The organism is Allobosea sp. 2KB_26, from assembly GCF_052115715.1.
Classification (GTDB): domain Bacteria; phylum Pseudomonadota; class Alphaproteobacteria; order Rhizobiales; family Beijerinckiaceae; genus Allobosea.
In genome coordinates this window covers 1,022,605-1,044,049 of the sequence record NZ_JBFRHE010000001.1, presented here as the reverse complement: position 1 = coordinate 1,044,049, position 21,445 = coordinate 1,022,605, and the positions used below count along the sequence as shown (strand labels likewise).

The following is a 21,445-nucleotide window of genomic DNA, read 5'->3' as shown; positions in this document are numbered from 1 at the left end:
CACGAGGGCGAGCATGACGCGGTGGCGAGCGCCCCGCCAGGCTGGATGAAACCCGATGGATTTCGACCTCTCCTCCGAACAGGCCCAGCTCAAGGACAGCGTCGAGCGGCTGATGGGCGCGGTCTATGGCTCGCTCGATGCGCGGCAGGCCTTGGCGAAGGAGCCGCTCGGCTTCTCCGAGAAGGGCTGGGCGCAGTTCGCGGAACTCGGCCTCACCGGCATTCCATTCTCCGAGGAGGAGGGCGGTTTCGGCGGCGGTCCTGTCGAGACCATGGTGGTGATGGAGGCGCTGGGCAAGGGACTGGCGCTTGAGCCCTATCTAGCGAGCGTTGTGCTGGGCGGCGGCGCAGTCCGGTTCAGCGGTTCGGCCGAACAGAAGGCGCGGATCATTCCGGGCATCGTCGACGGTTCCCTACGTCTGGCGCTGGCCTTCACCGAGAACCAATCGCGCTACGATCTGTACGACGTGGCGACGAGCGCGCGGCGAACGGAGACAGGGTTCGTGCTCGATGGCGCCAAGAGCGTCGTGATCAATGGGGACAGCGCGCACCGGATCGTGGTGAGCGCCAGGACAGATGGTGGGCGGCGCGACGAGACCGGTATCAGCCTCTTCCTCGTCGATGCGGCGGCGCCCGGCGTGAGAACCCGTGGCTATCCGACACAGGACGGGGGACGAGCTGCGGAGATCGCATTCTCCGGCGTCGTGCTCGGCGAGGAGACCCTGCTGGGATCGCTCGGCGCAGGGCTGCCGATCCTCGAGCGCGTTGCTGACCACGCCATTGCTGCGCTGGCCGCCGAGGCTGTCGGCATCATGGATGCGCTGCACGGCCTGACCGTCGACTATCTCAAGACGCGCCAGCAGTTCGGCGTCGCGATCGGCCAGTTCCAGGTGCTGCAGCATCGCGCCGTCGACATGCTGATGGCGCTCGAACAAGCCCGCTCGATGGCGCTCTATGCCGCGATGATGGTCGGCCATCCCGATGCGGCCGAACGAACGGCCGCGTTGTCGGCCGTGAAGGTCCAGATCAACCGCTCCTGCCGGCTGGTCGGGCAGGAGGCGGTGCAGCTCCATGGCGGCATCGGCATGACGATGGAATATCTCGGCGCGCATTATTTCAAGCGCCTGACCATGATCGAGAGCCTGTTCGGGGATACCTCCCATCATCTGCGGCGGGTCGGGCAAGCCGGCGGACTGGTCTCTGCATCCTAAGGCGAGTTGCCGAACGGAGGCTCGCCTTGTCATCTTCGGGGCCGCGTCGTTGACTGGCCTGGACCAGCGCGCGTCCCGGAGGTGAGATCTTGAGTTCCGGCCTTGTCGCCCTGCTCGACGATATCGCGGCGCTTGCAAAGGTCGCCGCGGCGTCTCTCGATGATGCTGCGGGCCAGGCGGCGAAGGCGAGCGCCAAGGCTGCCGGCATCGTCATCGACGATACGGCAGTGACGCCACGCTATGCCGTTGGGTTCAGCGCCGATCGGGAGCTGCCGATCATCGGGCGGATCGCGCTCGGCTCGCTGCGGAACAAGCTGGTATTCCTGCTACCGGCGGCGCTCCTGCTGGCACTGATTGCACCCTGGGCGATCACGCCGCTGCTGATGCTGGGCAGCCTCTATCTCTGCTTCGAGGGAGCCGAGAAGGTCCTGGAACTGGTCGGGGCTCATGGCGCGGATATCGAAGGCGAGGACGCTTCGGCGGGGATCGACGCTTCGCAGCTCGAAAACCAGAAGATCAGCGGCGCGGTGAAGACCGACTTCATCCTCTCGGCGGAGATCATGGCGATCACGCTCGCGAGCGTGTCTCAATCCTCATTCTGGACGCAGGCGCTGGTTCTGGCCGTCGTCGGCATCGGGATGACTGCCTTCGTCTACGGCATCGTTGCGCTGATCGTGAAGGCGGACGATGCCGGCGTCGCGCTGGCGAAGAACGATCACCCCGTCTCCAGCCTGTTTCACCTGGGGCGTGGCACGTTACCCACGGGAGCCGAGCCCAACCTCGCCGATCGCCTGCTGCGGCCTCTGTCAAAGGCATTCGGGCGCGGGCTGGTGGTGAGCATGCCGGTGCTCCTCTCGGTCCTCAGCGCTGTCGGGACCGTTGCCATGCTCTGGGTCGGCGGCGGCATCCTGATCCACGGTTTCGAGGGCTATGGCCTCAGTGCGGTGGGGCATCTCATTCACGATGCTGCCATGGCATCGGCCCGCCCCGTCCCCGGCCTGGGCGCGGTTGTCGAATGGGTCGTGACGGCGGCGCTATCAGCGGTCGTCGGACTGGCCGCAGGCTTGGCAACGATGATCGGCGTTCACTTCGGCGCTGCGCCGGTGCTGAAGCTGTTCCGGAAGAATGCGCCGAAGACGGTCTAACCTCTGCCTTCAATCGAGCCAGGTCGTGAAGTTCTCGACCGGCTCTCGTTCCGGCACGAGTCGGTTCGCAGCTGCGTCAGGGTCGGCATGGCCTATTGCGATACCGCAGACGACGACCTCGCTCTCGGGGACCGCCAACGTATGGCGCACGACCGGATGAAAGCGGGCAAATATCGCCTGTGGGCAGGTATCGAGGCCATGCGCCTGGGCAGCGATCAGCAAATTCTGGATGAACATGCCGAGATCGAGCCAGGAGCCGATCTCGAGGTCGCGGTCGATCGTCACCATCAGCGCGACGGGTGCGCCGAAGAAGCGCAGGTTATAGGCCGTCTGCCGCTTCATGCCCTCATGGTCGCCCCTGGTGACGCCGAGAAGGCCATAGAGGTCCCAGCCGACCTTGCGGCGGCGCGCCTGATAGGGCTCGGTGAAGGTCTGTGGGTAGTAGCGGTATTCCTCTGCCGGCTTGAAGTCGGGATCGTCCAGCGCTGCGAGCAACCCTGCTTCCAGCCGTGCCCGGCTCTTCGGGCCGAGCACGCGCGCCTTCCACGGCTGCATATTGGTCCCGCTCGGCGCCTGGGCGGCGAGTTCCAGCAGGCGCCGCACCAGCGCAGGATCGACCGGATCCGGCAGAAAGGCACGCACCGCGCGGCGGCTGCGGATGGCCTGTTCGACCACATCCGGCGCAAGCGCGGTGCGTTTGTTCATCCCCGCGCGGCCTCACGCGCCTTCAGGAAGGCGTTGTGCTCGGCGAGCAGGTCGCCGGCGAGCGCCTTAGCGATCAGGGCACGGGTGTTCTCGATGCCGTAGATCGCGGCAAACGAGCCGAAGCGCGGGCCCTTGGGCTCACCGAGAAGGATCTCGTAGAGCGTGTTGAACCAGGCGAGCGAGACGCCGGCCGAGCCGTCCTTCTGCACGGTCTTGTAGGGATCGCGCCGGCCGATATCGTAGACCGCGCCCTGGATCGTACCGGCATCGGTGACGCCTGCAGCCGAGAGTTCGCCGAGCCTGACGGAGAGATCCTCCAGGGCCTGCCGCTCCTCCAGCGTCGCCGGGCGATATTGCTTGGCAGGCTTCACGAAATCCTGGAAATAGCGGATCGCGTAACCGACCAGCGCGTCGAGGCGCGGATGGGTCGCAGGCGAGGCGCCTGGCGCATAGCGGCGCAGGAAGCCCCAGAGCACATCCTTGTCTTCGGCGTTGGCGACGGCGACGAGGTTCATCAGCAGGCCGAAGGTGACCTGCGTCTTGGCGGCGTTATCGCCTTCGCCCGAGGCGATCACCTCCGGCGCCGGCGGGGTGCCGTTATGGATATGCCAGACGGGATTGCCGAGGCGGTTCTTCCAGTCCTGCCGCTCATAGCCGCCGAGGAACTGCAGATATTCGTCAGCCGCGCGCGGGATGACGTCGAAGTGCAGCTTCTTGGCCTCGCGCGGACGTGAGTACATGAACAGCGCCAGGCTCTCCTGTGAGCCATAGGAGAGCCATTGCTCGATGGTCAGACCGTTGCCCTTCGACTTCGAGATCTTCTGTCCCTGCTCATCGAGGAAGAGTTCGTAGTTGAAGCCCTCCGGCGGCGTCGCATCGAGCGCGCGCGTGATCGCCGATGAGACCTTGACGGAATCGATCAGGTCCTTGCCCGCCATTTCGTAGTCGATGCCGAGCGCGACCCAGCGCATCGCCCAATCCGGCTTCCATTGCAGCTTGACATGGCCGCCGGTGACCGGGGTCTCGAAACGCTCGCCGCTCTCCGGGTCGGTCCAGGTGATGGTCCCCTTCTCGACATCGCGCGCCTCGATCGGCACCTGCATGACGATGCGGGTCCTGGGATGGATCGGCAGGAAGGGCGAATAGGTTGCGGCGCGCTCCTCGCGCAGCGTCGGCAGCATGATTTTCATCACCGCGTCGTAGCGCGCCAGCAGCTTGAGCAGGGTCGCGTCGAACTCGCCCGCCCGATAGCTGTCGGTCGAGGACTTGAACTCGTAGTCGAAGCCGAACTGGTCGAGGAAGGCGCGCAGGCGGGCATTGTTGTGCCGGCCGAAGGAGTCATGCGTGCCGAACGGATCCGGGACCTCGGTCAGGGGCCGTCCGAGATGCTTCGCCAGCAACTCCTTGTTCGGGACGTTGTCCGGCACCTTGCGCAGGCCGTCGAGATCGTCGGAGAAGGCGATCAGCCGCGTCGGCACCCTGTCGTCGGTCAGGACGCGGAAGGCGTGGCGCACCATCGAGGTGCGCGCGACCTCGCCAAAGGTGCCGATATGCGGCAGGCCCGAAGGGCCGTATCCGGTTTCGAAGAGCACCTCCTTCTTGCCCGATTTCTCGATCCGGGCCACGAGCTTGCGTGCTTCCTCGAACGGCCAGGCGGCCGAACGCTGGGCGGCATCCACGAGCGTGGGATCGAAAGCGGACATTTGCGGCGGGTCCTCGTCTGTCTCTGGGTTTTCGGAAGCTCCGGCTTTGACAGATGAGAACGGGCGGCGTCAATCGGCGGCGGCTGTCCTGGGCCGTTGCCTGCCCTGCACCGCATTCATTGCCTGCCCGGGTCGCGTCCGGTCGAATTGCTCTTGCGGCGCATGCGTATAGGCTCCGCTCCGCGATTGGCTCTGTACCGGATACCTCATGGATCACGCTCTCCTCGAAACGCTCAAGACGTGGCGACGACATCTCCACGCCCATCCCGAACTCTCGCTGAAGGAGAGCGCGACCGCCGCCTTCGTTCAGGAGAAGCTGACCGAACTCGGCATCCCCTTCACCGCCGATGTTGGCGGCCACGGCGTCGTCGCGACGCTGAAGCGCGGCAACTCGGACCGCAGCGTCGGATTGCGGGCCGATATGGACGCCTTGCCGATCCTCGAGGCAAATGACCTGCCCTATGCCTCCACGAACAAAGGCGTGATGCACGCCTGTGGTCACGATGGCCACACGACCTCTCTGCTCGGAGCCGCCGCCCTGCTGGCGCGCGACGAAAGCTGGAGCGGAACGGTCCATCTGCTGTTCCAGCCTTCGGAGGAGAATGGCGCCGGCGCCCGGGCGATGATCGCCGACGGGCTGTTCGAGCGCTTCCCGATGGAGCGCGTCTTTGGCTTCCATAACTGGCCCGGACTCGAAGCCGGCACCGTGGCGGTTCATCGCGGACCGGTCATGGCGGAGCCAGGCCGGTTCCGGATCACCTTGCACGGCACGGCCGGCCATGCCGCCAAGCCCGACCTGACGCGCGATCCGATCGTTGCGATGAGCCATCTGATCGTGGCGCTGCAGACGATCGTCGCCCGCAATGTCGATCCGCTCGACAGCGCGGTCGTCTCGGTCGGCATGGTGCATGGTGGCCAGGCGCCGAACCAGATTCCATCTACCGTCACCATCGACGGCACCTTCCGGACCTATCGGCCGGCCGTGCGCGATCGCGTGATCGGGAGCCTCAAGCGCATTGCCAACAGCACGGCCGAGGCCTTCGAGATGCGGGCGGAGATCGAGATCATCACGGGCGGTCGCGCCACGGCGAATACCGAACTGGAGGAGGAGATCTCGGTCGCGGCAGCCAAGCAGGCTGGCCTGACGGTTCGGCGCGACGTGCCGCCGAGCACCGCGAGCGAGGATTTCTGCCATTTCCTGGCGGACAGGCCGGGCGCCTATGTCTGGATCGGCAATGGCCCGGTCACCGACGGTGGCGAGCTCCACAACGAGCGCTACAACTTCAACGACGATATCCTGCCCGCCGCAGCCGGCTGGATGGCAAGTGCGGCCCGGTTGGCGCTCGAGGGCGAGCTTTCCAACACGAGCCCCGCGCGATGAAAACAGGGGGAGGCGGGCCTCGGAGCAGCCTCCCCCGACGCCCTCTGGCGTACGAGATCGGCGAAGCGCTTCGGAACAGGCAGTTGCCCGAGGGGCTTGCGGAGAGTCCGGGTTAGCGCCTCGTCAGAACGGGCTCACCGGAAAGAACCGCAGATAGAGCCGCGCATAGGTGCCGTCGTCCCAGAGCGATTGGAGCGCATAGTCGATCGCGCGTATCAGTGTCGGGTCATCCTTGCGCGTGAGAAAGCTGACACCCTCGCCAAAATAGCGGCTTTCCAGGAAGGGGCCGCCGCTGAAGGCGAGCTCGCCGCCATTGCTGCCAGCGAGCGTAAGCGCAAGCGCGACGCCGTCTCCGAAGACATATTCAACCTCGCCGCTGCGCAATGCAGCAATCGCTGCCGGCAGGCTGGGGGCTTCGCGGCGCTGGGCAAAGGGCATCAGCCGCTCGAGGAAGGCCTGATGGGCCGAGCCGCTGATGACGGCGATCCGCTTGCCCTGCAACTCGCGGCTGTCGAGTTCCGACTGCGCACTGCCGCGGGTGGTGACGAAGCGGGCAGGGGAGCGGAAATAGAGATGGCTGGCGCTAAAGCGGCTGCGGATCTGCGGCGTCAGCGCCATCGCTGCCGCCAGGACGTCGCCACGCCCCTCGGCCAGGGAGTCGAGCAGCGTGTCGAAGCGGCGGGCCTGAACCGTGCAGGTCCACAGCATTGTCTCGCAGATCGCACGGGCGAGCTCGACCGAGAAGCCGGTCAGCGTGCCGTCTGGGGCCGTGAAATGCAGCGGCGGGTAGTCGTCGTCGGTCAGGAAGCGAACCACGCGCGGGGGGCCGGGCTCCGGCCGATCGAGCCTGATCTTGCCATCCCAGAAATTAGGGACGGTCGCGGGAGATTGCGCCGCGGCTGTGCCGACCAGCAGAAGGCCAAGGCAGAATGTGGAGGCAAGGAGGGCGAGCCGCTTCATGGCCGCATCTGGCGACAGGGGAGGAGCCTGATCAAGCGGTTTCGCTTTTTCGCATGTGGAACCCTGACCCAGCAGGAGAGGGTTCCACATGCGCGGTCGCTTCCCGGACTTCGGCCTCAGGCCGCCATCGCTGCCGCTGTTGCCTTCGCGCCCTTCGAGAACAGGTTTTCAAGCTGCCGGGCGACCGCCTGGGTGAAGGCCGTCTCGCGCGGCAGATCGCTGCCGAAGACCGCTTCGATACCGAGAAGCCCGCTGCTCAGCGCCCGCGCATTCCGGCCCGCCTGCGTCGCGATGCGGGCGAATTCGCCCGCCAGCGGGTCGCGGACTTCGATCGCTGCGCCCGTCTCGTCGGTGCCGGTGACGTAACGCATCCAGGCTGCGACGCCGAGCGCAAGGTGATCGATCGGCGCACCGGCCTTGAGCCGTTCGCGGATCGTGCCGAGCAGGCGCTGCGGCAGCTTCTGCGAGCCGTCCATAGCGATCTGCCAGGTGCGGTGGCGGATGGCCGGGTTGCGGAAGCGGGTGAGCAGCGCGCTGGCATAGTCGGAGAGATCGACGCCCTGTGGGGCAGGCACGGTCGGGATGATCTCGGCCCAGAGCCCCTGCAGGAAGCGGGCGAGCACAGGATCGCCGCTCGCCTCGGCCACGGTCTCGTGCCCAGAGAGATAGCCGAGATAGGCGAGGCTGGAATGAGCGCCGTTGAGCATGCGCAGCTTCATGAACTCGAAGGGCGCGACTTCGGAGACCATCTGGGCGCCGACTTCGTCCCAGGCGGGCCTGCCACTGGCAAAACGATCCTCGACCGCCCATTGCCGGAAGGGTTCTCCGATCACCGGAGCGGCGTCCTCGATACCGAGCAGGCCGGCGGCCTCCGCGATATCGGCGTCGGTGGTGGCGGGCACGATGCGGTCGACCATCGTCGCCGGGAAGGCGCCGTTCGCTTCGATCCAGGCTGCAAGCGTGTCGTCCTGCAGAGCCGCGAAATCGCGCACCAGGCCGCGCAGGACCTTGCCGTTATGCGGAAGGTTGTCGCAGCTCAGCGCGGTAAAGGGAGCGAGCCCCTCGGCCTTTCGCAGTCTCAGCGCTGCCACGATCAAGCCAATGGCTGAGCGCGGGGCATCGGGATGTTCCAGATCGTGAAGGATGTCGGGATGATCCTGCCGCAGGCGGCCGGTGGCCGGGTCGTGGCAATAGCCCTTCTCGGTCACGGTCAGCGAGACGATGCGCGTTTCGGCGGCAGCGAGGCGCGCGACGAGAGCGGCAGGGTTTTCGGGGGCGACAAGCACATCGAGCACCGAGCCGATGATGCGCATCTGCGGGCCTTCGGGCGCCCGCTTCAGGAAGCTGTAGAGACCGCCCTGCGGCTTCAGCCGGTCGCGCTGGTCCGGGCGCTGCAGGCTGGCGCCGATGATGCCCCAGGCGCCGAAAGCACGCTCGAGCGCATCATCCGTAAACTCGCAGAGATGGGCGCGGGCGAAGGCGCCGAGCCCGAGATGCACGATGCCGGGCGTCAGCGCTGCTCGGTCATAGGACGGGCGACGGACGGTCTTGGGCAGGCTGGCAAGGGTTTGCGGCGACAGTCTGGTCAATGGAACACTCTTGGCAGCCAGAGGGAGATTGCAGGGACATAGGTCACCAGCAGCAGCACGGCAACGCTGGCGCCGTAGAAGGGCCAGATCGTCCGCATCGATTCCCCGATCGAGACGCGCCCGATGGCGCAGGCGACGAACTGCACCGAGCCGACCGGCGGTGTGTTCAGGCCGATGCCGGCGTTCAGGATCAGGATGACGCCGAAATGCACGGGGTCGACGCCAAAGGCTTTCACCACCGGCAGAAAGATCGGTGTGCAGATGATGATCATCGGCGCCATGTCCATGAACGTGCCGAGGACCAGCAGGATGAGATTGATCATCAGCAGGATGACGAGCGGGTTGTCCGAGACCGCCTTCATCGCGCCGATCGTTGCCTGCGGCACCTGCAGGAAGGCCATCAGCCAGCCGAAGGCGCCGGCCGTGCCGATCACCAGCAGCACCATGGCCGTGGTGCGGACCGCGCCGAGGGTCGCTTCGACGAAGGCCGTCCAGGTGAGCTGGCGATAGACGAAGATGGTGACGAGGACGGCGTAGACGACTGCCACGCAAGAGGATTCCGTCGCGGTGAAGACGCCGGAACGCACACCGCCGAAGATGATGAAGATCAGCAGGATGCCGGGCAGCGCCAGCACCATGTAGCGGCCCACCGCAGCAAATCCCGGGAACGCTTCACGCGGATAGCCGCGCCGGACCGCGACGGCCCAGGCCGCCACCATCAGCGCGGCACAGAGCATCAGGCCGGGAATGATGCCGGCGGTGAAGAGATCGGCGATCGAGATGTTTCCGCCCGCCGAGAGCGAATAGATGATCATGTTGTGCGAAGGCGGGATCAGCAGCGCGATGATCGCCGCATTGGCCGTGACGTTGACGGCATAGTCCGCGTCGTAGCCGCGCTTGACCATTTGCGGGATCATCAGGCCGCCGACAGCGGACGCGTCCGCGACGGCCGAACCCGAAATGCCGCCGAACAGCGTGCAGGTGACGACGTTCACCTGCCCCAGTCCCCCGCGCAGGTGACCAACGAGACTCGAGGCCATCTGGATCAGCCGCTCGGCGATACCGCCGCGGATCATCAGGTCGCCAGCATAGATGAAGAACGGGATCGCCATCATGGCAAAGGCGTTCATGCCGGAATTCATCTGCTGGAAGACGACGACGGGCGGCAGGCCCATGTAGACGACGGTGGCGATCGACGACATGCCCAGGCAGAAGGCGACGGGCACGCCGATCAGGAGAAGCAGCGAGAAGGTGCCGAAGAGGATCCAGAGTTCCATCGCTCAGACTTCCTGTGCGCTGCCGAAATGCGTGAAGCCGAGCGGGGCCGATTTCGCTTTCGTGAGAAAGAGCATGAGCTTTTCTAGGGAGAAGAGGGCGATCAGCCCGCCGCCAACCGCGATCGGGACATAATCCCAGCCGCGCGAGATGCCGATGATCGGCAGGCGGTCGCTCCAGGTTCCGATCGCGAGCTGTGCGCCATAGACGAGCATGGCGAGGCCGAAGGCAATGACGAGCAGTTCGGTCAGGATGATCAGCGCGTTGCGCAGCGGCGGCGGCGACATGGCGAGGCCGACTTCGAAGCCGAGATGGTCGCTCTCGCGCACGCCGACCGCGGCGCCGAGCAGGATGAACCAGGACATCAGGAAGAGGGCGCTGGCCTCGACCCAGATCGGCGTGTCGTTCAGCACATAACGCCCGAAAACGCCCCATGCGACGATCACGGTCATGGCGACGAGACCTGCCCCGGCGATGAACAGGGCTATGAGGCAGAGCCTGGCGCCCAACCGGGTCAGGATTTGTGCAAGGGGAAGCATCAGGTCGCTCCGGCGCCATGTGAGGCGCTTTTTCCCGGGTGGTGCCGGCCTGTTCCGGATTCGCCAGCGGTGAAGACCGCCTGCGAAGCCGGATCGTCAGAACCGCCCCACCCGGGGAAGGCCAAAAAGGAGACGCAAGGGACTGGGCGCAGCCGGAGGGGCCGCGCCGGTCTTCACTTCACCGCCTGGATGGCTGCCACCATGTCCTTGAGCTTCGGATCGGTGACGAACTTGTCGTAGACCGGCTTCATCGCGTCGACGAAGGGCTGCTTCTCGACCGTGTTGATCTGAGCCCCGCCAGCCTTGACCTTGGCTTCCGACTCCTTTTCGCGCGCATCCCAGAGCTCGCGCATCTTGGCCACGGATTCCTTGGCCGCGGTCTTGATCAGCGCCTGGTCGGCCGCATTGAATTTGTCGAAGCTGCGCTTCGACATCACCAGCACCTCCGGCGAGAGCGAGTGCTCGGTCATCGAATAGAACTTGGAGACCTCGAAGTGGCGGGTCGATTCGTAGGACGGCCAGTTGTTCTCGGCGCCGTCGATGACGCCGGTCTGCAGGGCCGAGTAGACCTCACCGAACGGCATCGGGGTGGCATTGGCTCCAAGCGCCGAGACCAGCGCCACGAACATGTCGGACTGCTGGACGCGAATCTTCATGCCCTTCATGTCGGCTGGCGATCCGATCGGGCGCTTGCCGTTATAGAAGGAGCGCGAACCGGAATCGTAGAAGGCGAGGCCGATCAGGTCGTGCTTCTCAAAGTCCTTGAGCAGGTTGTCGCCGATCGGCCCGTCCATGACCTTCCGCATGTGATCGACCGAGCGGAAGATGAAGGGCAGCGAGGGTATGTTGGTCGCCGGAATCAGGTTGTTGAACGGCGCCATGTTGATGCGGTTCAGGTCGATGACGCCGAAGCGCGTCTGATCGATCGTGTCCTTCTCCTGGCCGAGCTGGGCGGAGTGGAAGACGTTGATCTTGATGCGTCCATTGGTCCGCTGATCCAGCAGCTGGCCCATGTATTTGACCGCTTCGATGGTCGGATAGCCGTCAGGGTGGATGTCGGTGGAGCGCAGGGTGACGTTCTGCGCTTGAGCCGCGCCGGCGGTCGCTGCCATGAAAGCCGCGCCGACGAGCGCGGCGACTGTCCGTCTCATAAGCATGTTCAGATTCCTCCCGTTTGAATCAATCCGCCGGATTTTCCCGGTCGTTCTTGCCCCGTGTTCGGGAGCCGTGCCGCCCTATGCCGGCTTCGGCCCTAGAGAAATTCCCTCCGCATCGGCGTGAAGGAATCGATCAGCTGCCCGGCCTCGATGGCGACGACGCCATGGACGAGGTTCTCGGGCACGAAGAAGCTGTCGCCGGCCGTTAGCCTGCTGGTTCTGCCGTCAATCGTGACGTCGAAGACACCGCTCTCGACATAGGATGCCTGGCGATGCGGGTGCTGGTGCGCCTTGCCAATGGCTCCGACTTCGAAGACGACGCGAACGATCATCAGGTCCGGCCCATAGGCCATGATCTTGCGTTTCACGCCCGGCTCGGTCGCCTCCCAGGCGAAGTCGCGCTCATGCTGGAAGAAGGAGTTGAGACGCTCGCTCATCGCGCCAGCCAGCCTCCATCGACGGGAATGATTGCACCATGCACGTAAGCCGCTGCGTCGCTCGCGAGGAAGACGGCGGCGCCGCCGATATCCGAGGGCTTGCCCCAGCGGCCAGCCGGGATGCGGGCGAGGATGGCGGCGTTGCGATCGGCATCCTCGCGCAGGGCCTGCGTGTTGTTGCTCTCGATATAGCCGGGCGCGATCGCGTTCACATTGATGCCCTTGCCCGCCCATTCGCAGGCCAGCAGCCGGGTCAGGCCGGCAAGCCCGCTTTTGCTCGCGGTATAGGAGGCGACGCGGATGCCGCCCTGGAAGGAGAGCAGCGAGGCGATGTTGATGATGCGCCCGGTCCGTCTGCCCGCGAGGGCTGCCTTCGCAAAGGCCTGGGACAGGAAGAAGCTCGCCTTGAGGTTCACGTTCATGACCTCGTCCCAGTCGTTCTCGCTGAAGTCGAGGGCATCGGCGCGGCGGATGATGCCGGCATTGTTGACGAGGATATCGAGCGGGCCGGCGGCTTCGGTGGCTCTGGCGACGATTTCGGCTGCGATCCCGGATTGCTGCAGATCGACGACGAGCGGCAGGCAGCGTCCGCCGGCATTGGTGATCTTTGCCACTGTCTCGGCCATGGACGAGCGGCCGGCGGCGACGACCGTGGCTCCGGCCTCGGCCAGCGCCAGCGCAATGCCCTGGCCGATGCCGGTATTGGCGCCGGTGACGAGCGCCGTGCGCCCGACGAGATCGAAGGGCGCACGCGCAGTCATCAGCGCAGCATCTCGACGGGCGCGGCGTCCATGTCGGTGAACTCGACGTTGTCGCCGGCCATGGCCCAGACGAAGGCGTAGTTCGAGGTGCCGCAGCCGCAATGGATCGACCAGTTCGGCGAGATCACGGCTTGCTCGTTGGCAACGAGCAGATGCCGGGTTTCGGTCGGCTCGCCCATGAAATGGAAGACGCGATGGGCTGGATCGAGGTTGAAATAGAGATAGGCTTCCATCCGCCGCGTATGGGTGTGGCAGGGCATGGAGTTCCAGACCGAGCCGGGATCGAGCGCCGTCATGCCCATGACGAGCTGGTTGGTACCCGTGGTGTTCGGCATGATGTATTGCCGGATGGTGCGCTTGTTCGAGGTCTCGGCCGAGCCCAGATGCAGCGTGTTGGCATCAGACTGGCGGATGAGCTGATGGGGTGCCTCGCGATGGGCGGGGGGGCTGGTCAGATAGAACTTGGCGGGGTTGGCCGGGTCGGCGCTGGAGAAGCTGACCTCCTTCGCGCCCAGTCCGACATAGAGCGCGTCGAGGTTCGGCAGCTCGAACGTCTTGCCGTCGACGGTGACAGTGCCCGCGCCACCGATATTGATCACGCCGAGTTCGCGGCGCGCCAGGAAGAAGGGCGTACCGGTCGGGGCGAAGGGATCGAGCGTCAGCGGCTGGCTCACCGGGGTCGCGCCGCCGACGATCATGCGGTCGTAATGACTGTAGGTCCGGGTCAGCTCGCCCGGCACGAAGATGCGCTCGACCAGGAAATCCTGGCGCAGCGCCTCGGTGTCGTAGCGCTTCACATCGCGGGGATGCGCGGCCTGGCGTTCGTCGATCGAGCTCGCTGCGCTGGTCACAGGCGATAGGCCTCCTTGGCCAGGCGATAGGCGAGGTCGTAGGCGACTTCCGCTGCCTCGTCCTCGCCGAGGCGATGCTCGGCAACGAGCTTGGCGAGGTAGGTGCAGTCGCAGCGGCGAGCGACGTCGTGACGGGCCGGAATCGAGAGATAAGCGCGTGTGTCGTCGTTGAAGCCGACGGTGTTGTAGAAGCCGGCCGTCTCCGTCGTGAGTTCACGGAAGCGCAGCATGGCTTCCGGCGCATCGAGAAACCACCAGCCGGGTCCGAGCTTCAAAGCGGGATAATGTCCAGCGAGCGGCGCGAGTTCGCGGGAATAGACGGTCTCGTCGAGGGTGAAGGCGATGACCGTCAGGTTGGGTTCATTGCCCACCGCATCGAGCAGCGGCTTCAGTGCAGAGACGTAATCCACGCCGCGGGGGATGTCGCAGCCCATATCGCGGCCGAAGGTTTCGAACAGCGTCGGGTTATGGTTGCGGACGGAGCCGGGGTGGATCTGCAGGACGAAGCCGTCGTCGAGGCTCATCTTCGCCATCTCGGTGAGCATCTGACCGCGGAACAGGTCGGCATCCTCGGCCGAGAATTTGCCCTTCAGGATCTTGGCGAAGAGTTTTTCGCTTTCGGCCTGCGAGAGGTTTGCGGTGCGCGCGGTGGCGTGGCCATGGTCCGAGGAGGTTGCGCCGCGCTGCTTGAAATAGGCCCGGCGAGCGCGGTGGGCCGCGAGATAGCCGGTCCAGCTGGTGACATCTTCACCGGTCAACTCGCCGAACTGTGCGAGATTGTCCTTGAAGCCCTCGAATTCGGGATCGACGACACTGTCTGGGCGATAGGCTGTGATGACCTTGCCGCCCCAGCCTGATTCCCGGATCATGTCGTGCCATTTCAGGTCATCGAGTGCGCCTTCGGTGGTCGCGATGGCCTCGATCTTGAAGCGCTCGAACAGCGCGCGCGGACGAAACTCCGGCTGCTCCAGCTTCTCGGCGATGCGGTCGTAGATGCGATCGGCATTCTCCGGGCTCAGGCGCTCATTGATGCCGAAGACGCCGGATAGGGCATGCTCGAACCAGAGCCGCGTCGGCGTGCCACGGAACAGCCGCCAATGGCTGGCGAAAAGCCGCCAGATCGCGCGCGGATCGGTCTCGACCGGGCCATCATCCTTACGGGCGATGCCGAGCTGCTCGAGTCGAACCCCTTGCGAGTAGAGCATCCGGAAGATGTAGTGGTCTGGCTTGACCAGCAGCGTCGCCGGATCCGGAAACGGCTTGTCCTCGGCGAACCAGCGCGGGTCGGTATGGCCATGTGGCGAGATGATCGGGAGATCGCGGATCCCGGCATAGAGACGGCGCGCGATGCCTCGCGTCACCGGATCGGCAGGAAACAGGCGATCATCGTGCAGCAACATCAGCAATCTGTCCCGATAGGCCCGCAACTATACGGGCGAGAAGCATAGTGGATCAATATACTAATATACTAGTATGTCAAAGGCGATTGTGGTAGTGCCTGAGGGCGATGACGCTTTCAGGCTCGGCCCGGAGCGTTCGGGAGACGTAGGTGGCTGGGACCGGACGATGAGCGAGTTCGCAGGCGGCCGCGGCCATGGCGCGGATCATCGACGCGAGCGACGCCCGCTGGGGCGGGCCGTGGCACCGGCCGGGCGCTCGACGGCCGCTTCGCTGGTTCAGGACGATCTCCGACGCGCCATTCTCGCCATGGAGCTGAGGCCCGGCGTGCCGCTCTCCGAGAAGGAGCTCACAGCGCGCTTCGGTGTCAGTCGTACCCCGGTCCGCGAAGCGCTGATCCGTCTCAAGGAAGAGGGGCTGGTCGAGATTTTCCCGCAGGCGGGGACCTTCGTTGCGCGCATCCCGACGGGGGCTATTCCCGAAGCGGTCTTCATCCGGCAGGCACTGGAATGTGCGACCGTGGAACTGCTTGCCCGCATCGCGACGCCGGAGGCCATTACCCGTCTTGATGCCACGATCGCGCGCCTGCACGAAGCCTTTGACATCGGCGACCAGGAGAATTTCCATCTCGCGGACGAGGCGTTTCACGAGACGCTGGCCGATGCCGCCGGGTATCCGGGTATCTGGAAAATCGCACAGGCGGCGAAAAGCCAGATCGACCGCTGCCGGCGCATGACCCTGCCTGTGCCTGGGCGCATGGCGATGGTGATCCGCGAGCACCTGTCGATCGTCGATGCCATCCGCAAGGGCCGCACCACCGAGGCGGCTGCGGCGATGCGCACACATCTCGGCACGCTCCTGCCCGATCTCGTGCATCTTCAGGCAAAGCACCCGGATTACTTCGTCTGACGCGATCGATCTGTCGCGTGGACGAAACGGAAGAGCCGTCTTGCGCCGGGCCCATCTCCCGCGCCATCTTGCGCCGCGACATGCATGGGAGTGGCTGATGACGACGCGGCGTGACCTTCTTGCCGGAGCAGGCGCAGCCGCGCTCGCGGCCCAGTTGCCCCTCGTTGCTCTGGCGCAAGCCAAGGACAGCGTCATCATTGCGATGACGTTGGAACCGCCGACGCTCGACCCGACCTCGGGCGCGGCGCAGGCGATCCGCGAGGTCACCTTGCAGAACATCTTCGAAGGTCTGGTCAAGATGGACCGGACCGGCAAGATCGTGCCCTGCCTCGCCGAAAGCTGGGAGATCGCGCCCGACAATGTCACCTACAGCTTCAAGCTGCGGAGGGGCGCGACATTCCATGACGGTACCCCATTCAGCTCCGAACAGGTCAGGTTCTCGTTTGAGCGGGCCGTGGCGCCGGAATCGACCAACGCCCAGCGCCAGCTGTTCACGCCGATCACGGAGATCACGACGCCGGATCCGGGGACCGTGGTCATCAGGCTGAAACAGCCGACGGCGACTTTCCTCTATGGGCTCGCATGGGGCGATGCGGTGATCGTCGCGCCAGCGAGCGCCGCCAACAACAAGACCAATCCGATCGGCACCGGCCCGTTCAAGTTCGTGCGCTGGAATCGTGGCGACAGGCTCGAGCTCGAACGCTTCGACGGCTATTGGGGGGAGAAGCCGACGCTCGCCAAGGCGACCTTCCGTTTCATTGCCGATCCGCAGGCGCAGGTCGCCGCGCTGCGGGCCGGGGATGTCCACGCGCAGACCAATCTGTCGGCCCCTGAAGCCGTGCCGCAGCTCAAGGCCGATCCCAAGCTCAAGGTCAGCTTCGGCAAGACGGAGGGTGAAGTCATCCTCGCCATCAACAATGCCAAGGCGCCGTTCAACGATCTGCGCGTGCGTCAGGCGATTGCCCATGTGCTCGACCGCAAGACGATCGCGCTCGGGGTCTACGGCTTCGACGTCGACCTGATCGGCAGCCATTTCTCGCCGCTGCACCCGGCCTATATCGACCTGACCGCCACCTACCCGGTCGATATCCCGAAGGCCAAGGCGCTACTCGCCGCAGCCGGCTTCCCGAACGGTTTCTCCTGCACGCTGAAACTGCCGCCGCCGACCTATGCCCGGCGTTCCGGCGAGATCATCGCCGCATTGCTGGCGCAGATCGGCATCAACGCCTCGATCGAGCCGCTCGAATTCCCGCAATGGCTGGAGCGCGTCTTCCGCGGCAAGGATTTCGACCTGAGTGTGATCGCCCATACCGAACCACTCGACATCAATATCTATGCCCGGGACGACTATTATTTCCAGTACAAGAATCCCGAGTTCAAGGCGCTGATGGCGAAGATCGACGTCACCCTCGACGAGGGCCAGCGCAATGAGATGTACAGGCAAGCTCAGCGCATCCTGGCGCGCGATGCGGTCAACGGCTTCCTTTTCATCCTGCCGAAGATCACCGTGACGGCGGCCGGGCTGGACGGGATGTGGACCGATTGGCCGCTCCCGATCACGCCGCTCGCCGAGGTGCGCTGGCGCTAGGTCGTGCTGTCGTTCCTGGCGCGCCGATGCGTGGCGCTTGTCGCCACGCTGCTTGGTGCAGCGCTGGTGATCTTCGTCGCGCTCGAGGTCCTGCCGGGTGATCCGGCCGCCGTGACGCTTGGTCTCAATGCGGCTCCCGAGGCGCTGGCGGCCCTGCGCCTGGAGATGGGGCTCGACAAGCCCGCGCCGGTCCGTTTCCTCGCCTGGATCTCCGGTATCCTGACCGGCGATCTCGGCCTGAGCTACACCTACCGCGTGCCGGTCGCGCAACTGATCGGCGAGCGGATGGCGGTGACACTGCCTTTGGCGCTGGCGGCGATCATACTGGCCACATCGATCGGCGTTCCGCTCGGCCTGCTCGCTGCGGCCAATCATAACCGGCCGACCGATGCGGCCGTGATGATCTTCGCGCAGCTCGGGCTCGCTGTTCCGAATTTCTGGTTCGGCCTTTTGCTCGTGCTGCTCTTCGCGATCGGGCTCGGCTGGTTTCCGGCCGGCGGCTTCCCGGGCTGGCAGGCCGGGCCGGCTGCTGCCGTGAAGGCGCTGCTGCTGCCGGCCTTCGCGCTTGCCTTGCCGCAGGCGGCGATCCTGGCCAGGGTGACGCGCTCCTCGATGCTCGACACGCTGCAGGAGGACTTCGTCCGTACCGCTCGCGCCAAGGGGCTGGCCGAACCGGTCACGGTCGTCAGGCATGCGCTGCGCAATGCCTTGATTCCGGTCGTTACCATCATGGGGCTGCAATTCTCGGTGCTGATCGCCGGCGCCATCATCATCGAGAATGTGTTTGCGCTGCCGGGACTCGGGCGCCTCGTCTTCCAGTCGATCACCCAGCACGACCTGATCGTGGTGAAGGATCTGGTAATGCTGTTCGCCGGTCTCGCCATCCTGGTGAATTTTGCGGTCGAGCTCGTCTATGGGCTCATCGACCCGCGCCTGAGGGAGGCGTCGTGACGCGGGCCGGCGCGTCGGCCCCGGTCCCGGCGAAGCGCTGGTGGACGGGCCCCTCCTTCCTGATCGGCTTCGCGCTGACCGGGGTCATCGTTGCGGGGGCGCTGCTGTCCTATGTCTGGACGCCCTATCCGCCCACGCAGATGATGATCCTCAATCGCCTGAAGCCACCTTCGGCGACGAACTGGTTCGGGACCGACCAATTCGGTCGCGACGTCTTCTCGATGATCATGGTGGGCGCCCGCAACTCGCTGGCGGTAGGGCTCGGCGCAGTCGGATTCGGTCTCGTGCTCGGCACGACGCTCGGGCTGCTGGCCGCGATCCGGCGCGACGGGTTCCTCGACAACCTGATCATGCGCACGGCCGACTTCACCCACGCCTTTCCAGCGGTGCTGACCGCGATCATGATCACGGCGATCGCCGGGCCGGGCATGCTCAACGCGATCGTGGCGATCGGCATCCTGAACCTGCCCTATTTTGCGCGTTTAGCGCGTGGTGTGGCGATCCAGGTCTGGACGCGGGATTATATCCAGGCGGCGCGGGCCGCCGGGCTCGACAATGTGCAGATCAGCGTCCGCCATGTCCTGCCGAATGTCGCTGGCGTCATCGTCGTCCAAGCGACGATCCAGTTCGCTCTGGCGATCCTGGCGGAGGCGGGGCTGTCCTATCTCGGGCTCGGCACGCAACCGCCGAACCCGTCCTGGGGGCGTATGCTGAACGAGGCACAGACCTTCATGGCGGTGCAGCCCTGGTTGGCGATCTTTCCCGGGGCTGCGATTGCCATCGCGGTGCTCGGCTTCAATCTGCTCGGTGACGGTCTGCGCGATGCCATCGACCCCCGCCTCCGTCGAAGCCGCTGAGTGATGATGAGGATGAGACGATGACCGATCTTGCCGATCTGAGCGCCACGGAGCTTCTCGCCGGCTATGCCGCACGGACATTCTCGCCGGTCGAGGTGACCGAGGCGGTGATCGCACGGATTGCCGCATGGGAGCCGCGGCTCAAGGCGCTCTACGCCTATGAGCCCGACGTTGCGCGGGCGATGGCAAGGGCCTCCGAGGCGCGCTGGCGGAAGGGGGAGGCGCTGGCTCTCGACGGGGTGCCCGGGACGATCAAGGAGAACATCGCGACCAAGGGCGTGCCGGTGCCGCTCGGCACGGCCGCGCGCGATCTCGAACCGGCGGCCGCGGACGCACCGCCGGCGGCGCGGTTGAGGGAGGCCGGCTGTGTCATCCTCGCCAAGACGACGATGCCGGATTACGGCATGCTCTCCTCGGGACTGTCGAGCTTTCATGATCTCGCCTGCAACCCCTGGGACCTGACCAAGAATCCCGGTGGCTCCTCGGCGGGCGCGGGCGCGGCGGGAGCTGCGGGCTACGGTCCGCTTCATATCGGCACCGATATCGGAGGCTCGATCCGCCTGCCGGCCGGCTGGTGCGGGCTGGTCGGCCTCAAGCCCAGCTTTGGCCGCGTGCCGATCGACCCGACCTATTACGGCCGCGTCGCCGGGCCGATGACCCGCTCGGTCGCGGATGCGGCGCTGATGATGCGGGAACTATCCCGGCCGGACAGGCGCGACGGCATGAGCCTGCCGCCGCAGGAGATCGACTGGCTGGCGCTGCAGTTTGACGTCAGGGGCTTGCGCCTGGGACTCCAGCTCGATGCCGGGGTCGGGCTTGCCGTCGAGCCGCGGACCCGGGCTGCGATCGAGGCGGCGGCCAGGGCCTTCGCGGCGGCCGGCGCGACCGTCGAGCCGGTTGCACCCTTTCTGACCCGCGAAATGCTGGATGGGCTGGATGATTTCTGGCGGCAGCGAGCCTGGGTCGATATCGGCGGGTTGTCGGATGCCAGGCAGGGACGGGTGCTGCCCTACATCTACGCTTGGGCCGAGGGCGGCCGGAACTTGAGCGGCGAAAGGGTTTATCGCGGGATGAGCCAGATGCTGGCGATGCGCGATGCGGCGTTGAACGCCTGCGCACCGTTCGATTTCGTGCTGTCGCCGGTTTCGCCCGTGCCGGCCTATGCGGCAGAGCTGGCCTCGCCCATCCACGACCCCGAGCGGCCTTTCGAGCACATCGCGTTTACGGTCTCGGCCAATATGTCCGATCAGCCGGCGGTCTCGGTCCATGCCGGGCTTACTCCCGAGGGGTTGCCGATCGGCTTGCAGATCACCGGGCAGCGCTTCGATGATCTCGGCGTGCTGAGAATGGCGCGGGCCTGGGAAATGCTGCGTGGCAGCGAAGTGGCATGGCCGTCGCCCCCTCAGGCCGGGTGAAGAGCTAGAACAGCGCGGTCGGTGCGAACTGCGCCACCAGCATCAGGGCGAAGCTGAGCAGGCCAAGGCCGGCGCCCGTCACGGCCAGCATCGTCACGCCGGTGATGATCGCGGCCGAGGAAATCACGATCGCGATCTGGAGCAGGCCTGAGACGATGTCGTATTTGTCGTCACGGGCCGCTGCGATATCGCGCATGGCCTCGGCCGTCTTGGCGCGCAGGACCAGCTCCTTGCGCCCTTCATTGGTCTCGGGCTCGGAATCGTAGCGGGCAATGGTTTGCTTCCAGCCGTCGATGCGCTTCTGCATGCGCTCGCGGGTGGCCGGCTCCGTTGCGGCTGCAAGATCGACTTCCATTGCCTCGACGGCCGTGCGCAGCGTCGTGCCGCGGATCGTCTTGGCCTGGAAGAATGACCAGAAGTTCGAGGCCTCTATGTTCTTGGCAATCGATTCCTGTTCGGCGTTCTTGCCGCCGATTTCGGAGAAGGCCAGCATCAGGGCGAGCATCGCGATGAGCAAGGCGATTCGTTTGTTGCTGCCGCTTGTCGCGGTTTCGGTGACGTCGGCTGCAGGCGAAGACATGTGATTCTGGTTCCCCGGAGACGGCGCGCAATGG

20 protein-coding genes are annotated in these 21,445 nt (G+C 65.5%); 8 read left to right on the top strand and 12 right to left on the bottom strand.

The genetic code is table 11. The features are described from left to right. Positions 1-55 precede the first annotated feature (55 nt). Both AB4099_RS05080 and AB4099_RS05075 read left to right on the top strand, forming a co-directional pair. Positions 56-1,210, top strand: coding sequence for an acyl-CoA dehydrogenase family protein (locus tag AB4099_RS05080; RefSeq protein WP_441477242.1), 1,155 nt, complete (start codon positions 56-58; stop codon positions 1,208-1,210). A gap of 89 nt (positions 1,211-1,299) precedes the next feature. Beyond that, positions 1,300-2,355: a DUF808 domain-containing protein gene (locus AB4099_RS05075; protein ID WP_441477241.1), complete on the top strand. Its 1,056-nt coding sequence runs from the start codon at positions 1,300-1,302 to the stop codon at positions 2,353-2,355. A 9-nt stretch (positions 2,356-2,364) separates the two neighbouring features. On the opposite strand, the gene AB4099_RS05070 is transcribed toward AB4099_RS05075, so the two are convergent. After that, positions 2,365-3,060 (bottom strand): nitroreductase, encoded by a 696-nt coding sequence (locus tag AB4099_RS05070; RefSeq protein WP_113517328.1) that lies wholly within the window; start codon positions 3,058-3,060, stop codon positions 2,365-2,367. Further along, positions 3,057-4,763 carry a lysine--tRNA ligase gene (locus AB4099_RS05065; RefSeq protein ID WP_441477240.1) on the bottom strand — a complete coding sequence of 569 codons (1,707 nt, stop codon included), beginning with the start codon at positions 4,761-4,763 and terminating at the stop codon, positions 3,057-3,059. The genes AB4099_RS05070 and AB4099_RS05065 overlap by 4 nt, the downstream gene beginning before the upstream one ends. A gap of 208 nt (positions 4,764-4,971) precedes the next feature. Here AB4099_RS05065 and AB4099_RS05060 point away from each other — a divergent pair, with 208 nt between their 5' ends. Then, positions 4,972-6,144: an amidohydrolase gene (locus AB4099_RS05060; protein WP_113517326.1), complete on the top strand. Its 1,173-nt coding sequence runs from the start codon at positions 4,972-4,974 to the stop codon at positions 6,142-6,144. Between the two features lie 123 nt (positions 6,145-6,267). Here the strand turns inward: AB4099_RS05060 and AB4099_RS05055 are convergent, their stop codons facing one another. The 9 genes from AB4099_RS05055 to uxaC form a co-directional block, all read right to left on the bottom strand. Next, positions 6,268-7,104: a transporter substrate-binding domain-containing protein gene (locus tag AB4099_RS05055; protein WP_441477239.1), complete on the bottom strand. Its 837-nt coding sequence runs from the start codon at positions 7,102-7,104 to the stop codon at positions 6,268-6,270. 116 nt (positions 7,105-7,220) lie between these two features. Next, complete coding sequence (locus AB4099_RS05050; protein ID WP_441477238.1) at positions 7,221-8,693, bottom strand: mannitol dehydrogenase family protein; 1,473 nt, start codon at positions 8,691-8,693, stop codon at positions 7,221-7,223. Next, the gene (locus AB4099_RS05045; RefSeq protein ID WP_113517323.1) at positions 8,690-9,970 is read right to left on the bottom strand and encodes a TRAP transporter large permease; all 1,281 of its coding nucleotides are present in this window, start codon (positions 9,968-9,970) and stop codon (positions 8,690-8,692) included. Before AB4099_RS05045 ends, AB4099_RS05050 begins: the two co-directional genes overlap by 4 nt. A gap of 3 nt (positions 9,971-9,973) precedes the next feature. After that, positions 9,974-10,507: a TRAP transporter small permease gene (locus AB4099_RS05040; RefSeq protein WP_113517322.1), complete on the bottom strand. Its 534-nt coding sequence runs from the start codon at positions 10,505-10,507 to the stop codon at positions 9,974-9,976. A 173-nt stretch (positions 10,508-10,680) separates the two neighbouring features. Then, entirely contained in the window at positions 10,681-11,664 is a 984-nt protein-coding gene (locus AB4099_RS05035; protein WP_113517321.1) for a TRAP transporter substrate-binding protein, read from the bottom strand. 95 nt (positions 11,665-11,759) lie between these two features. Continuing rightward, positions 11,760-12,101 (bottom strand): cupin domain-containing protein, encoded by a 342-nt coding sequence (locus AB4099_RS05030; RefSeq protein WP_113517320.1) that lies wholly within the window; start codon positions 12,099-12,101, stop codon positions 11,760-11,762. After that, positions 12,098-12,862: a 2-dehydro-3-deoxy-D-gluconate 5-dehydrogenase KduD gene (gene kduD, locus AB4099_RS05025; protein ID WP_113517319.1), complete on the bottom strand. Its 765-nt coding sequence runs from the start codon at positions 12,860-12,862 to the stop codon at positions 12,098-12,100. The genes AB4099_RS05030 and kduD overlap by 4 nt, the downstream gene beginning before the upstream one ends. Beyond that, positions 12,862-13,713, bottom strand: a complete 852-nt coding sequence (gene kduI, locus AB4099_RS05020; protein ID WP_441477237.1) for a 5-dehydro-4-deoxy-D-glucuronate isomerase — start codon at positions 13,711-13,713, stop codon at positions 12,862-12,864. The genes kduD and kduI overlap by 1 nt, the downstream gene beginning before the upstream one ends. Then, positions 13,710-15,113 carry a glucuronate isomerase gene (gene uxaC, locus AB4099_RS05015; protein ID WP_441477236.1) on the bottom strand — a complete coding sequence of 468 codons (1,404 nt, stop codon included), beginning with the start codon at positions 15,111-15,113 and terminating at the stop codon, positions 13,710-13,712. Before uxaC ends, kduI begins: the two co-directional genes overlap by 4 nt. Before the next feature lie 166 nt (positions 15,114-15,279). Here uxaC and AB4099_RS05010 point away from each other — a divergent pair, with 166 nt between their 5' ends. From AB4099_RS05010 to AB4099_RS04990, 5 genes are all read left to right on the top strand, one after another. Then, the gene (locus AB4099_RS05010; protein WP_113517317.1) at positions 15,280-16,020 is read left to right on the top strand and encodes a GntR family transcriptional regulator; all 741 of its coding nucleotides are present in this window, start codon (positions 15,280-15,282) and stop codon (positions 16,018-16,020) included. Between the two features lie 97 nt (positions 16,021-16,117). Then, entirely contained in the window at positions 16,118-17,608 is a 1,491-nt protein-coding gene (locus tag AB4099_RS05005; RefSeq protein ID WP_441477235.1) for an ABC transporter substrate-binding protein, read from the top strand. A gap of 3 nt (positions 17,609-17,611) precedes the next feature. After that, entirely contained in the window at positions 17,612-18,559 is a 948-nt protein-coding gene (locus AB4099_RS05000) for an ABC transporter permease (protein WP_113517316.1), read from the top strand. Next, complete coding sequence (locus AB4099_RS04995) at positions 18,556-19,416, top strand: ABC transporter permease (RefSeq protein ID WP_441477234.1); 861 nt, start codon at positions 18,556-18,558, stop codon at positions 19,414-19,416. Before AB4099_RS05000 ends, AB4099_RS04995 begins: the two co-directional genes overlap by 4 nt. Positions 19,417-19,436: 20 nt before the next feature. After that, positions 19,437-20,831, top strand: coding sequence for an amidase (locus AB4099_RS04990; RefSeq protein ID WP_441477233.1), 1,395 nt, complete (start codon positions 19,437-19,439; stop codon positions 20,829-20,831). Between the two features lie 4 nt (positions 20,832-20,835). Here the strand turns inward: AB4099_RS04990 and AB4099_RS04985 are convergent, their stop codons facing one another. After that, positions 20,836-21,411 (bottom strand): DUF4337 domain-containing protein, encoded by a 576-nt coding sequence (locus AB4099_RS04985; protein ID WP_441477232.1) that lies wholly within the window; start codon positions 21,409-21,411, stop codon positions 20,836-20,838. Between the last annotated feature and the right edge of the window lie 34 nt (positions 21,412-21,445).

Coding starts and splice junctions, on each gene's coding strand:
- AB4099_RS04985 (WP_441477232.1), bottom strand. CDS start 21,411: ATGTCTTCGCCTGCAGCCGACGTCACCGAAACCGCGACAAGCGGCAGC.
- AB4099_RS05045 (WP_113517323.1), bottom strand. CDS start 9,970: ATGGAACTCTGGATCCTCTTCGGCACCTTCTCGCTGCTTCTCCTGATC.
- AB4099_RS05060 (WP_113517326.1), top strand. CDS start 4,972: ATGGATCACGCTCTCCTCGAAACGCTCAAGACGTGGCGACGACATCTC.
- AB4099_RS05010 (WP_113517317.1), top strand. CDS start 15,280: ATGAGCGAGTTCGCAGGCGGCCGCGGCCATGGCGCGGATCATCGACGC.
- AB4099_RS05065 (WP_441477240.1), bottom strand. CDS start 4,763: ATGTCCGCTTTCGATCCCACGCTCGTGGATGCCGCCCAGCGTTCGGCC.
- AB4099_RS05055 (WP_441477239.1), bottom strand. CDS start 7,104: ATGAAGCGGCTCGCCCTCCTTGCCTCCACATTCTGCCTTGGCCTTCTG.
- AB4099_RS05030 (WP_113517320.1), bottom strand. CDS start 12,101: ATGAGCGAGCGTCTCAACTCCTTCTTCCAGCATGAGCGCGACTTCGCC.
- AB4099_RS05040 (WP_113517322.1), bottom strand. CDS start 10,507: ATGCTTCCCCTTGCACAAATCCTGACCCGGTTGGGCGCCAGGCTCTGC.
- AB4099_RS05070 (WP_113517328.1), bottom strand. CDS start 3,060: ATGAACAAACGCACCGCGCTTGCGCCGGATGTGGTCGAACAGGCCATC.
- kduD (WP_113517319.1), bottom strand. CDS start 12,862: ATGACTGCGCGTGCGCCCTTCGATCTCGTCGGGCGCACGGCGCTCGTC.
- AB4099_RS05035 (WP_113517321.1), bottom strand. CDS start 11,664: ATGCTTATGAGACGGACAGTCGCCGCGCTCGTCGGCGCGGCTTTCATG.
- AB4099_RS04990 (WP_441477233.1), top strand. CDS start 19,437: ATGACCGATCTTGCCGATCTGAGCGCCACGGAGCTTCTCGCCGGCTAT.
- AB4099_RS05080 (WP_441477242.1), top strand. CDS start 56: ATGGATTTCGACCTCTCCTCCGAACAGGCCCAGCTCAAGGACAGCGTC.
- uxaC (WP_441477236.1), bottom strand. CDS start 15,113: ATGTTGCTGCACGATGATCGCCTGTTTCCTGCCGATCCGGTGACGCGA.
- AB4099_RS05005 (WP_441477235.1), top strand. CDS start 16,118: ATGACGACGCGGCGTGACCTTCTTGCCGGAGCAGGCGCAGCCGCGCTC.